Source organism: Kitasatospora sp. NPDC059088, from assembly GCF_042738155.1.
Lineage (GTDB): Bacteria > Actinomycetota > Actinomycetes > Streptomycetales > Streptomycetaceae > Kitasatospora.
This window is the reverse complement of sequence record NZ_JBHYGR010000035.1, coordinates 31,204-43,162: the sequence shown is the minus strand read 5'-3', so window position 1 is coordinate 43,162 and position 11,959 is coordinate 31,204. Positions and strand designations below refer to the sequence as shown.

Here is an 11,959-nt window from a genome sequence, read left to right as displayed (position 1 = left end):
CACCGCCCCCGGCGGGGCCTTCGACCTCGCCGCCTGGGCCACCGCCCCGCGCCCCCCGGCGGCCCCCCCCGGCGCCCGCGCCCGCGCCCGCCCCCGCCGCGCGGGGGGGCCGAGCGCGCGGGCCGCACGCCGAACCCGGTGGATCGGTTATGCCGATCGGCACATGTGGGGAGAGGGTCCCGGCGGCCAGTCTTGGAGTCACCGAGACGGCGGCCACCGGGGCCGCCGGAGAAGGGGGTCTCCACCGTGTTCCGCTTCGCCCGTACCTTCCGCAAGGTCTCCGCCCGGGCCGCCCTCGCGGCGCTCGCCCTCGTGGCGCTCACCGCACCGGCCCCGGCGGGTGCGACCCCCTCCACCGCCCCTTCCGCCGCCCCTTCCACCGACCCCACCGCCACCCTCACCGCCCGGGTCAGTGGATCCGGCCGGATCCACTACGCCCCCCGCCCGGACGACGAGATCCGCTTCACGGTCGACGCCGTGGCCGCCCCCGGCAGCCGCCCCCTCCCCGGCATCCCGCACGGTCTGCCCACCGACGCCCGGGGCACCGTCCACTTCTCCCACCGCGTGGTCGGGACCGGCGAAGTCCGCCAGGCCGACGCCGCGGTCGACTGCCTCGCCACCGGCGGCCCCGTCGCCACCCTGACGGCCGTGATCACCAAGTCCGACGCCATGCCGGTCGGGCAGCGAATAGGCCTGAGCATCTACGACGCCCCCGGCCACGGGCGGGACCGCCTCGGCTTCTCCTGGGGCGTGGGCAACGTGGACGTGGACAAGGACGGCAAGCCCTACCAGCCCGTCGTGGGCACCTGCATGGCGCTGGCCCCCTTCGCCCCCGTCACCAGCGGCGGCTTCACGGTCCACTCCGTCGAACTGCCCACCCCGTCCGGCCCCTGACCCGGCCCGAAGCAGCTGCCGCGCCGGTGGCCGCTGTCCTGGGCGGCCGTCTGCACCAGCGCGTACCGGACCCGCCCGCACGCCCCCGAGGCGAAAGGAACTGACCGACCGTCACCCCGCGTCCCCCTCCAAGGCTGCCACCGCAGAACCCGCCCGCCCCACCAGCCCCGGAGCACCCATGCCCATCGCCCAGCGCACCGCCCTCGCCCTCGGCGGCCTGCTCCTCGCCGCCACGCCAACGGCCGCCCTGGCCGACGACACCGCGCCCCGGGGCGGCCCCGACCGAGCCGCCCTCAACGCCGCCATAGCCACCCGACCAGGGGATCCCACCGCGGGTGCGCTCGCCCGGGTGACGGTCGACGGCCGGACCTGGCGCGGCACGGCCGACGACCGAGTGAGCGGGCAGCCGGTCGCCCCGAACGCCGCCTTCCGGATCGGCAGCATCAACAAGACCTTCGTCGCCGCCGTGGTGCTCCAGCTCGCCGCCGAGCAGCGGATCGACCTGGACGGCACCGTCCAGCAGTACCTGCCCGGGGTGCTGCCCGACGGGGCGAACGGCAGCCCGGTCTACCCGGCGGTCACCGTCCGCCAACTCCTCGACCACACCAGCGGGCTGCCACAGGCCGTGGAGGGCCCGGCCGGAGTCAAGGACGGCGACAACGACGGCCTGATCGCCCAGCGCTTCGGGGTCGAGACCTTCGACGAGGTCGTCCAGCGCACCCTGCGGCCCACCGACCGGCCCTGGCCCGTACCGACCACGCCGGGCGCCGAGCAGGAGTACAACAACTTCAACTACCGCCTGGCCGGCCTGCTCATCGAACGCGTGACGGGCCACCCGCTCCAGCAGGAGGTGACCACCCGCATCCTCGAACCCCTCCACCTGCGGCACACCGAACTGACCGGGGGCGCGCCGCAGATGCCCGAACCGCACCTGGCCGGATACCTCGACAGCAACGCCCGCGTCCCGACGGACGTCTCCGAGCAGGGCGGCAACTCCGAATCGATGGTCTCCACCCCGGCCGGCCTGGACCGCTTCCTGCGCGCCCTGTTCGACGGCGAGCTCCTGCCCCCGCAGCAACGGCACGACCTGTTCGCCCTGCCGTACGACGCCTCCGGGCATCTGCTGCCCTACCGCGGCACCGGGGACTGCCAGTTGGGGCCGGACAAGGGCAAGGCCTGCTACAGCGCCGGGCTGCTGTCCCTCCCACTGTCGGACGGCACCGTGGTCTGGGGAAAGACCGGGCACGATCTCGGCTACTCCGGAGGCGTGTTCGCCACCGCGGACCTGCGCAAGCGCCTGGTCTACTCCGTCGGCTCCAGCGGTGGCACGCCGCCCCAGGCCCTGCGCCTGGCCGCCACTGTCTTCGGCCCCTTCGCCCGCTGACCTTCGTCAACGCGACCTTCATCAACGCTTCCCCCACCGGTTCAACGCCCGGCCGCAGCCTCGCGCCAGCGGCCGGGCGACTCCCCGGCGAGCCGTCGGAAGAAGGCGGCGAAGTTGGCGGCGTCGTCGAAGCCGACCCGCTCCGCGCACCGGGCCAGCGGCAGGTCCGTGTGCGCCAACAGCCGCTCGGCCTCCAGCAGGATGCGCTCGTCCAGGAAGCGCTTCGCCCCGAGCCCACTGGCCGCACGGCTCGCCCGGGTCAAGGTCCGCACGGTGCAGCCGAGTTCGCGGGCGTAGTCGGCGACGTGGTGCCGCCGGGCGAAGCCCTCCTCGACCGCCGCACGGTACCGCCGGAAGACCTCCCGGTCGCCGGCCGCCGCTGACGGCCGCAGCGCCTCGGGCGGGCCCGCCCGGAGCAGCAGCGCCGCCAGCAGGTGCCCGAGCAACGCCCTGGAGAAGGGCTCCTCCCGGGCCACCGCAGCCGCGTGCTCCCGCGCCAGGTGCTCGACCCCGGCCAGCACCAACCCCCAGTCCTCCTGGTCCACCTGCCAGCAGGACGCCCCGAACGCGGCAACCCCGGCAGCCCTGGCCACCCCGGCAGCCCCGGCCACCCCAGCTGCCTCGGCTACCCCGACCGCTCCCGCCAGGACCTCCGGCTCGAACAGCACCAGCGGCCCGTCCACCCCGTCGACCTCCGCCCACCGGTGCACCACACCCGGGCGGATCCAGACCACGCTCCGCTCCCCCAGCGGGTGGTCGACGAAGTCCGCCACCTGCCGGCCACGGCCCGACCGCACCAGCGCCAGCACATGGAAGTCCGGCCGCTGCGGCCGCTCCCGGCGCCGGGCCCGGTCCATCCGGCGCAGTCGCTCGAAGCTCAGCACCTCCACCCCGAACCCCGCCGACCCGGCCTCCGGGCTGTACCGCACCTGCCGGATCCCGGGCACGTGTCCGCTTTCCACCATCACCGTGCACCTTTCGACCGGGCCTCAGGCCCACTCCTGACCGTAGCCTCCGAGGAGTACCCCTCCCGAGGAGACCACCATGCTGCCGGAATCCACCATCCACCCCGCCCCTGCCTCTGCCCTTCCCCACACCCCCGTCCCTATCCACGTCCCCGTCGACGGCGGCACCCTCCAGGCCCAGCGCCAGGGGCGGGGCGGCCCCACCCTGGTCCTCGCCCACTACTGGGGCGGCTCGGCCCGCACCTGGGACGCGTTCGTCGGCCACCTGCCGCCCGAGCGCAGCACCGTGCGCTACGACCAGCGCGGCTGGGGCCGGTCCCGCGCGCTGCCCGGCCCGTACCACCTGGAACAGCTCGCCGAGGACCTCCTCGCCGTCACCCGTCGGCTCGACCTGGAGCACTTCGTCCTGGTCGGCCACTCCATGGGCGGCAAGGTGTGCCAACTCGCCGCCGCGCGGCGGCCGGAGGGCCTGGCCGGGCTCGTCCTGGTCGCCCCCGCCCCACCGCGGCCGGCCCCCACCGCCACCCTCGACCACCGGCAGGCGCTCGCCCACGCCTACGACTCGCCGCAGTCCGCGGGCCATGCCCTCGACCACATCCTGACCGCCGCCCCGCTGCCACCGGAGGTCCGCGCCGCCGCCGTCCAGGACAGCCTGGCCGCCGACGTCCCGGCCCGCGAGGAGTGGCCGCTGCACGGCCTCGCCACCGACATCAGCGCCGCCAGTGCCCGGATCCGGATACCCACCTTGGTCCTGACGGGCCGACACGACCGGGTCGAGCCGGCGGACCTGCTCCGCACCCATCTGCTCCCCCACCTCCCGCCCGCCCGCCTCACGGTCGTCCCGGACGCCGGCCACCTGCTCCCGCTGGAAGCGCCCGCCGCCCTCGCCGACGCCGTCGAGTCCTTCACGGCAGGCCTCCCCACCCCGGCCGACCACCGGTGACCCGACCCGTCCCCGCCCCTCCCGCCCCTTCCCCCTCGACCGCGAATCGCATTGGCGGTCCGCCACCTCCACTGCCTATCGTCGGGGCATGACCACCCGAACCTTCCGCATCATGGTGCGCGGCGTCTTCGACGGGCTCAGCGACGAGCAGCGCGCCGAGCTCCTCGCCGCCGCCCCCGAGCACGACGTGCTGCACGCCGCCTTCACCCGCGAGGGCCACCTCAGCTACGACCTCGCCGCACGCACCGCCTTCACCTTCCGCTTCCTGGACGAGGGCGAGGCCGAGGAGGACATCCTGGAGGCCACCGAGCGGGCCGAACAGGTCGCGCAGTCCTGGCTGACGGACCGCGGCTACGGCTACAAGAACCTCCGCTCCCAGGCCGAGGACCTCTCCCAGGCGCCACTGGGCAAGCGCCAACGCCGAGCCGCCAACACCACCGGCTGACCGACCCCCTCCCTCTGCCACCTCCTTGACGGCTCCGCCCGTGCATATACTTGAGCAGTCAAGGAGGTGGCAATGACAAACCCCACGAGCCCCAGCCCCGGCCCCAGCACCCGTCCCAGCCCCAGCACCAACCCCGTCCCGAGCCCCGACACCACCCCCCGCCCCGACCCGCTCGACACCGCACTACGCCTGGTCCGCGCCCAGACCGCCGTGGTCAAGCGCTTCGACGCGAGCCTCAGCGGCCTGCACGGCGTGAGCCTGTCCGACTTCACACTGCTGCTGCACCTCGCCCAGGCCCCCGGCGGCCGGATGCGCCGGGTCGACCTCGCCGAGGCCCTCGGCCTCACCGCCTCCGGCGTCACCCGCGGCCTCGCCCCGCTGGAGCGGATCGGCCTGGTGACCCGCGAGGCCGCCGCCCGCGACGCCCGGGTCGCGTACGCCGCCCTCACCCCGACCGGTCGCGAGCGGCTCGCCGAGATGCTGTACACCGCCCGCCAGATCGCCACCGAGCACTTCGCCGCCGACCAGTGGAGCGGCGAGGACCTCACCCGGCTCTCCGCCCTGCTCACCCGCCTCGGCGGCACCGCCCCCGAACACCGCCACATCCGGAAGCCCTAGGCTGGACCCGAAACACCGGCACCACGGCCACCACCAGCCCTACCCGCACCACGCCTCACCTCCGCGAAGGGCACCACCATGACCCGCACTCCCGGCCCGCCGCCCGGCGCGGCGCCGCGCCGGGAGCCCGCCCTCGCCGAGGTCCACGTCTTCGAGGAGGGCGACCTGCCCCGCCGCCTCCGGCGCATCACCCAGGAGATCCCCCGATGACCACCCCCGACGACGCTGTCCGCCCCGCCGCCGACGGTACGGCCCCCGAGCTCACCGTCGACGGCACCGGCCTGCTCTGCGTCCAACTCCTGCTCCGCCTGCGCAAGCAGATCGCCCACCTCCCGGCCGGGGCCGTGGTCCACATCCTGACGACCGATCCGGCCGCCCCGCTCGACCTGCCCGCCTGGTGCCACCTGACCGGCCATGAGTACCTCGGCCCGGTCCCCTCCCCGGCGCCGGACCACGACGTGTACGCCCTGCGCCTCACCTCCGCCCCCGTCCAGACCCGCCCCGACCGCCCGTGGCACCCCACCCCCACGACAGACTGAGCCCGACCGAGCGGAAATCCCCGCGCGCCGGCCGCCCCTCCCGGTGAAGACTGCCCCCATGCCCACCGCAGTCCCCGCCCCGGACGGTCCGCGCGCCAACCAGCTCCTCGGCCATCCTCCCGAGGCCCGCCTCCTGCTGCTCAACTGCGACGACCTCGGCCTGGACGAGTCCGTCAACCTCGCCGTGATCGAGGCGGTCCGCCAGGGCATCGCCGCCTCCGCCAGCCTGATGACCCCCTGTCACGCCGCCCCGCACGCGCTCCGCCTCCTGCGCCGCCACCCGGAGATCCCCTTCGGCGTCCACCTCACCCTGGTCTGCGAGGCACCGCACCTGCGCTGGGGCCCGCTCACCGCCCGCGACCGGGTGCCCTCCCTCCTCGCGCCGGACGGCGGGTTCCACGCCCCCACCCCGGCCGGCCGGACCGCGCTCACCGCGAACGCCCGGATCGACGACGTGGAGCGCGAGTTCCGCGCCCAGATCGACGCCGTCGGGGCGAGTGGCCTCAGCCCGACCCACCTGGACTTCCACTGCCTGGCCGACGGCGGCCGCGAGGACGTCCTCGACCTCGCCCTCGCCCTGGGCGCCGAGTACGACCTGGCGGTGCGGGTCTGGCTGCCGCCCGCCCTGGACCGGCTGCGCCAGCGCGGGCTGCCGGTGGTCGACCACGGCTTCCTCGACAGCTTCGCCGTACCGCTGGAGGACAAGCCCGCACACTACGCCCGCCTGCTCGCGGCCCTCCCGCCGGGCCTGACCGAGTGGGCCGTCCACCCGGGCCTCGCCACCGGCCCCGACGACGGCCGGCCCGTGCGCCGCAGTGACTACGAGTTCCTGGTCTCCCCCGAGGCCCGCCGCCTGCTCGCCGAGCACGCGATCACCGTGCTCGGCTACGACGCCCTCCAGCAGGCCTGGCGGACCGCCCGCGAGCGGCCCACGCCAGGCGCCCCCGTCGGACCGGTGTGCCACGATGAGGAGAACGTAACGTAACGGCCCGGCTCCACAGGGAGGTTGACCACCATGGACTCGATCCTCAGCTGCCACTGGCACGACCAGGACGGCGCGTGGGAACTGACCGTCCGTCGCAACGGACCGGCGTGGGAGCTGTTCGCGTCCGCGCCGTTCGGTTCGGAGTCACTCCCCTTCGCCGACCCGGACGAGGTCCGCCGGCTCGCCCAGACCCTCCTCGACCTGCCCGCCGAGCCCGAGCCGTACGAGTTCGAATGGACGCTCTCCCGGACGGACTTCGCCCACACCGAGCGGGAGCGCACCCTCTTCGCGACCCTCGCCGTCGGACTGGACCCCGACGACGGCCACCGCCCGTACCTCGCCTACCAGTCCTCCCACCACCTGCGCGAGTTCGCCGCGCTCGGCCTGGAGGTGATCTGCGAGGACCCCCCGGTCGACCACCTCCGCGCCCAGGCCCACGCCTTCCTCACCAACTGCCCGGCCCCGCCACCCCTCCAGCCGTAACCCCGCCCACCCGTACGGCCCGTACCGCCTGCGCTGCCCGCACCGCCTGCACGGCCCGCACCGCCCAGTCCAGCACCTCACCCGAACTCTCCGGCGCCACCCACCCGTTGACGACCGCCAGCAACTCCAGGTACCGCTCCCGCCGGGGGTCCGCCTTTGCCCGCAGTCGCCCCACCAGCCGGTCCACCAGGCACTCCACCAGCCGCTCCGGCAGCCGGGCCCGCAGCTGCTCCCCCGCCCCGGCCCTGCCCACCAACTCCGCGTACCGCTCCAGCAGGACCGCGACCACCCGCGCCGCCTCCGCCGATCCCGGCTCCACCCCCGCCGCCACCGCCGGGCCGACCGCCCTCCGCACCAGCACGGCCAGTCCGGGCCGGGGCGGTGCACCGGTCGCACCCTCCGCCGCCTCGTCCTCCGCCAGTCCGCGCAACAGCTCCCGGAACCCGTCGTCCCCGGCCAGCAGCGCCAACTCCACCCAGGCCTCGACCTGTTCGTCCGACGGCCGCTCCGGCAGCCGGGGCGTCAGCGACTCGGCCACCCCACCCCAGCACCCCTCCGCGCCGGGCACCGCAGACCCGCCGGACACCGCAGCCCCGCCGGGCACCGCGGCCGCTCCGAACACCGCGGCCAGGAACTCCCCGACCAGGCGCCCCCGTTCGTCCTCCGTCAATCGGGCCAGCCGGTGCACGAGCGTCAACTCCTCCGTGGTCGCCCCGCGCGCGGCCACCGTCCGCAGCACCGCCTGCCGCAGCCGCAGCACCCGGATCCGGACGTCCAGCGCCGCGGCGTGCGCCGCCGCGACCTCGGACAGCGCGCGCTCGCGGCCGAGCACCTGCCGGACTTCCGGCAGACCGAGCCCGAGCTCGCGCAGGGTGCGCACCAGGTCCAGGCGGGCGACGGCGTCCGCGCCGTACCGCCGGTGGCCGGCCGGGTTGCGGTCGGCCGGCGACACGATCCCCTGGTCCGAGTAGAACCGGACGGTCTTCACCGTCAGCCCGGTCCGCCGGGCCAGTTCACCGATGGTGAGGAGGGTGGGGAGCGCATCGCCGTTCATGCCCGCCACCCTGCCGCCTCCCCCTACAGGAGGTGCAACCCCGGCAGCCCAGGCGACCCCGGCAGCCCAAGCCCCCAAGGCCGCCCGGGCGACCAGTGGCTCAGGCCGTCCGCCGCAGCAGCGCCAGGTACATCGCGTCCGTCCCGTGCAGGTGCGGCCACAGCTGCACGTCCGGCCCGTCGCCGAGCGCGGGAACGCCGGGCAGCAGCGGCCGGGCGTCGATCCACTCGACCCGGCCGCCCTGCTCGCGCAGCACGTCGTCGACCACCGCCCGGGTCTCCGCGAGGTGCGGCGAGCAGGTCGCGTAGCCGACCACGCCGCCGATCCGGGTGGCCTCGATCGCCGAGCGCAGCAGGTCCCGCTGGAGCGGGCCGAAGGCCGCGACATCGGCCGGCCGGCGCCGCCAGCGCGCCTCCGGGCGGCGCCGCAGCGCGCCCAGGCCGGAGCAGGGGACGTCGACCAGCACCCGGTCGAAGCCGCCGGAGCGCCAGGCCGGGCGCGTCCCGTCGGCCGCGATCACCGTGTACGGGCCGGGGTTGCCCTCCAGCGCCCGCGCCACCAGCCGGGCCCGGTGCGGCTGCTTCTCGCTGGCGACCAGTCCCGCGCCGCGCTCCGCGGCCAGGGCGGCGAGCAGGGCGGCCTTGCCGCCCGGGCCGGCGCAGCCGTCCAGCCAGAGCCGGTCCGGGCCGTCCAGCGGCGCGCTCGCGAGCGCCAGGGCGACCAGCTGGCTGCCCTCGTCCTGGACGCCGGCCCGGTTCTCCTGGACGGCGGTCAGCGCACCGGGGTCGCCGCCCTCGGCGAGCCGCAGCGCGAACGGGGACCAGCGCCCGGGCTCGGCCTCGGGCAGCACCTCGGCCAGCTCGCCGACGGTGGCCCGGCCGGGCCGGGCGACCAGGGTGACCTCGGGCCGGGCGTTGTCGGCCCGCAGCAGTTCCTCGATCGCGGTGCGCCCGGAGGCGTCCGGCTGCCAGCGGCCGAGCGAGTCCCAGAGGGCGGAGACCACCCAGCGCGGGTGCGAGTGCACGACCGCCAGGTGGTCCTCGGCGTCCTTGTCGTACGGCGGGGCGACCCGCTCGATCCAGGCGTCCAGGTCGTGGGCGCTGATCCGGCGCAGCACGGCGTTGACGAACTTGGCCTTGCCGTCGCCGAGCACCACCCGGGCCAGCTCGACGGTCGCCGAGACGGCCGCGTGGCTGGGGATGCGGGTGGTGAGCAGCTGGTGGGCGCCGAGCGAGAGCACGTCCAGCACCGGCGGGTCGACCTTGCTCAGCGGCCGGTCGATGCAGGCGGCGATGACCGCGTCGTAGGTGCCCTGGAGCCGCAGGGTGCCGTAGACGAGTTCGGTGGCGAGGGCGGCGTCGCGCCGGTCCATGCCCTTCTGCTCGGCCTCGCGGAGCAGGGAGGGCAGGATCAGGTTGGCGTACGCGTCACGCTCGTCGACGGCGCGCAGCGCGCGGAACGCGACGATCCGGGCCGGGTCCTTCTTGGGCCGCCGGTGCGGACGGGGGGCGCGCTTGGCGCCTGCGGGGGTGTTCGGGGGCGTGCTCACAGATACCTCAAAGTGCTGCGGTGGCTATTTTTCGTACGAAACATGCGGATCGTACGGATCAAACGAACAGTAACGCCAAACCGGAGGCTCAGCCTCCGAACCGCTCCCCGGCCTCCAGCCGCGCCCCGCGCGCCCAGTCGGCGGCCCGCATCTCCTTCTTCCCCTGCGGACGCACCTCCCCCAGCTCCAGGTCGTGGGAGCCGGTGCCGACCCGCACGCTGTTCTTGCCGACCATCGCGACCTCGCCCGCTGCCAGCTCGGCCGACTCCGGCAGCAGCTTGACCGGCCCGGTGACCTTGAGCCGCTCTCCCCGGAACTCCGTCCACGCACCCGGCGCGGGCGCGCAGCCGCGCACCACCCGGTCGATCCGCAGCGCGGGGTGGGTCCAGTCGATCCGGGCGTCCTCGACGGCGATCTTCGGCGCGAGGGTGACGCCCTCGGCGGGCTGCGGCACGGCGTGCAGCGAGCCGTCCTCGATGCCGTCCATGGTGGCCGCGAGCAGCCGGGCGCCGGAGAACGAGAGCCGGGTGAGCAGGTCGCCGCTGGTGTCGCTCGGGCGGACCTCCTCGGTGATCACCCCGTAGACCGGGCCGGAGTCCAGGCCCTGCTCGATCAGGAAGGTGGAGGCGCCGGTCACCTCGTCTCCGGCCAGCACCGAGTGCTGGACGGGGGCCGCGCCGCGCCAGGCGGGCAGCAGCGAGAAGTGCAGGTTGACCCAGCCGTGCTTCGGGATCTCCAGGGTGCCGGGGCGCAGCAGCGCGCCGTAGGCGACCACCGGGCAGCAGTCGGGGGCGAGTTCGGTGAGCCGGGCGACGAAGTCCGGGTCGCTGGGCTTCGCCGGCTTGAGGACCTCGATCCCGGCCTCCTCGGCGCGCTGGGCGACGGGGCTGGCGACCAGCTTGCGCCCGCGCCCGGCGGGGGCGTCGGGGCGGGTGACCACCGCGACGACCTCGTGCCGGTCGGAGGCGATCAGCGCGTCGAGGGCGGGAACGGCGACCTCGGGGGTGCCGGCGAAGACGAGACGCATCAAGTGCCTTTCTGCATACGGGAATCGAGGAACGAACTCAGCGTGCGGAGCCGAAGGTGCTGTGCGGCGAGACCTTGACGACGGGCGCCGGCCCGGTGCCCCAGTCGGCCTCCCGGATGGCCTTCAACGCGGCCTTGCGCTGCTCCCGGTCGAGCCGGTCGATGAAGATGATGCCGTCCAGGTGGTCGGTCTCGTGCTGGATGCACCGGGCGAGCAGCTGGGTGCCCTCCAGCGTGACCGGGTCCCCGTACATGTTGAAGCCCTTGGCCACCACGCCGTACGCGCGCTTGGTGTCGTAGCGCAGTCCGGGCAGCGAGAGGCAGCCCTCCGGGCCCTCCTGCTCGTCCTCGCTGAGCGACAGGTCCGGGTTGATCAGGTGCCCGGTGACGCCGTCCACGTGGTAGGTGAACACCCGCAGCGAGACGCCGAGTTGGGGCGCGGCGAGGCCGGCGCCGGGGGCGTCGAGCATGGTGTCGGTGAGGTCGGCGACCAGCCTGCGCAGTTCCTTGTCGAAGGTGGTCACCGGCTGGGCGCTGGCCCGCAGGACGGGGTCTCCGAAGAGACGGATCGGCTGGATCGCCACGGGGTACGGGCTCCTGTCCGGACTGGGCTCGGGCTGCGGGCAACGGCTGGTTCCCGCCAAGTCTATGCAACCCGCCCGGGCGCTCCGACGGGCCGTCCTCGGACGCCCGCACCGGCTTCTGGCATATCCCGAGTCTGCCGAGGCGCGTTACCCCGGCCCCCGCTTCGGCGTTGGTCAAGAGAGATTGACCGGGGCCGGGCGCACGGGACACCGCGCCCCGGCCGAGCTGAACCGTACGGAAGGTGGCACGTAGGCCATGGCCGAGCAGATCAACCACGACGCCCGGGCGCGGGCGAGCCTGCACCTGCTGGTGCGGGACATCGAGCGGGTGAGGCGCCAGGTCGACGCGCTGCGGACGCTCACCGCCCAGCTGGGCAACGTCTACCGACCCCGGCCGGGCCGCCCCCGGGGCCGCGCGGGGGGGTAGCGGGGGGGGGCCCCGCCGCCCCCGCGCCCGGGGGTCGGCGGGCGGGGGTAGCTCGTGTACCCG

Annotated in this window: 15 protein-coding genes; 10 read left to right on the top strand and 5 right to left on the bottom strand. The window is 75.2% G+C overall.

What is annotated here, in order from left to right:
* Window positions 1-246 precede the first annotated feature (246 nt).
* Window positions 247-894, top strand: coding sequence for a hypothetical protein (locus ACFWXO_RS18015; RefSeq protein ID WP_380524841.1), 648 nt, complete (start codon window positions 247-249; stop codon window positions 892-894).
* A gap of 178 nt (window positions 895-1,072) precedes the next feature.
* Complete coding sequence (locus tag ACFWXO_RS18010) at window positions 1,073-2,278, top strand: serine hydrolase domain-containing protein (RefSeq protein WP_380524840.1); 1,206 nt, start codon at window positions 1,073-1,075, stop codon at window positions 2,276-2,278.
* 41 nt (window positions 2,279-2,319) lie between these two features.
* On the opposite strand, the gene ACFWXO_RS18005 is transcribed toward ACFWXO_RS18010, so the two are convergent.
* Complete coding sequence (locus tag ACFWXO_RS18005; RefSeq protein WP_380524839.1) at window positions 2,320-3,243, bottom strand: helix-turn-helix domain-containing protein; 924 nt, start codon at window positions 3,241-3,243, stop codon at window positions 2,320-2,322.
* A 79-nt stretch (window positions 3,244-3,322) separates the two neighbouring features.
* Between ACFWXO_RS18005 and ACFWXO_RS18000 the strand changes: the two genes are divergently transcribed.
* From ACFWXO_RS18000 to ACFWXO_RS17970, 7 genes are all read left to right on the top strand, one after another.
* Window positions 3,323-4,186, top strand: coding sequence for an alpha/beta fold hydrolase (locus ACFWXO_RS18000; RefSeq protein WP_380524838.1), 864 nt, complete (start codon window positions 3,323-3,325; stop codon window positions 4,184-4,186).
* Between the two features lie 88 nt (window positions 4,187-4,274).
* Complete coding sequence (locus ACFWXO_RS17995) at window positions 4,275-4,631, top strand: DUF6204 family protein (protein ID WP_375889906.1); 357 nt, start codon at window positions 4,275-4,277, stop codon at window positions 4,629-4,631.
* Between the two features lie 72 nt (window positions 4,632-4,703).
* Complete coding sequence (locus tag ACFWXO_RS17990) at window positions 4,704-5,249, top strand: MarR family transcriptional regulator (RefSeq protein WP_380524837.1); 546 nt, start codon at window positions 4,704-4,706, stop codon at window positions 5,247-5,249.
* 78 nt (window positions 5,250-5,327) lie between these two features.
* Complete coding sequence (locus ACFWXO_RS17985) at window positions 5,328-5,459, top strand: hypothetical protein (protein ID WP_380524836.1); 132 nt, start codon at window positions 5,328-5,330, stop codon at window positions 5,457-5,459.
* Window positions 5,456-5,788: a sulfurtransferase TusA family protein gene (locus ACFWXO_RS17980; RefSeq protein WP_380524835.1), complete on the top strand. Its 333-nt coding sequence runs from the start codon at window positions 5,456-5,458 to the stop codon at window positions 5,786-5,788. Before ACFWXO_RS17985 ends, ACFWXO_RS17980 begins: the two co-directional genes overlap by 4 nt.
* A 58-nt stretch (window positions 5,789-5,846) precedes the next feature.
* The gene (locus tag ACFWXO_RS17975) at window positions 5,847-6,773 is read left to right on the top strand and encodes a polysaccharide deacetylase family protein (protein WP_380524833.1); all 927 of its coding nucleotides are present in this window, start codon (window positions 5,847-5,849) and stop codon (window positions 6,771-6,773) included.
* Window positions 6,774-6,803: 30 nt separating this feature from the next.
* Window positions 6,804-7,256, top strand: a complete 453-nt coding sequence (locus tag ACFWXO_RS17970) for a hypothetical protein (RefSeq protein ID WP_375889914.1) — start codon at window positions 6,804-6,806, stop codon at window positions 7,254-7,256.
* On the opposite strand, the gene ACFWXO_RS17965 is transcribed toward ACFWXO_RS17970, so the two are convergent.
* From ACFWXO_RS17965 to def, 4 genes are all read right to left on the bottom strand, one after another.
* A complete protein-coding gene (locus ACFWXO_RS17965) occupies window positions 7,219-8,310 on the bottom strand; it encodes a MerR family transcriptional regulator (RefSeq protein ID WP_380524832.1) in 1,092 nt (363 codons plus the stop codon). The genes ACFWXO_RS17970 and ACFWXO_RS17965 overlap by 38 nt on opposite strands.
* Before the next feature lie 100 nt (window positions 8,311-8,410).
* Complete coding sequence (locus ACFWXO_RS17960) at window positions 8,411-9,859, bottom strand: RsmB/NOP family class I SAM-dependent RNA methyltransferase (protein ID WP_375889917.1); 1,449 nt, start codon at window positions 9,857-9,859, stop codon at window positions 8,411-8,413.
* An 88-nt stretch (window positions 9,860-9,947) separates the two neighbouring features.
* Window positions 9,948-10,886, bottom strand: a complete 939-nt coding sequence (gene fmt / locus ACFWXO_RS17955; RefSeq protein WP_380524830.1) for a methionyl-tRNA formyltransferase — start codon at window positions 10,884-10,886, stop codon at window positions 9,948-9,950.
* A gap of 37 nt (window positions 10,887-10,923) precedes the next feature.
* Window positions 10,924-11,469 carry a peptide deformylase gene (def, locus tag ACFWXO_RS17950; protein WP_375889921.1) on the bottom strand — a complete coding sequence of 182 codons (546 nt, stop codon included), beginning with the start codon at window positions 11,467-11,469 and terminating at the stop codon, window positions 10,924-10,926.
* 256 nt (window positions 11,470-11,725) lie between these two features.
* Between def and ACFWXO_RS17945 the strand changes: the two genes are divergently transcribed.
* On the top strand, window positions 11,726-11,896 hold the full coding sequence (locus ACFWXO_RS17945; protein WP_380524870.1) for a hypothetical protein: 171 nt from the start codon (window positions 11,726-11,728) through the stop codon (window positions 11,894-11,896).
* Window positions 11,897-11,959 lie beyond the last annotated feature (63 nt).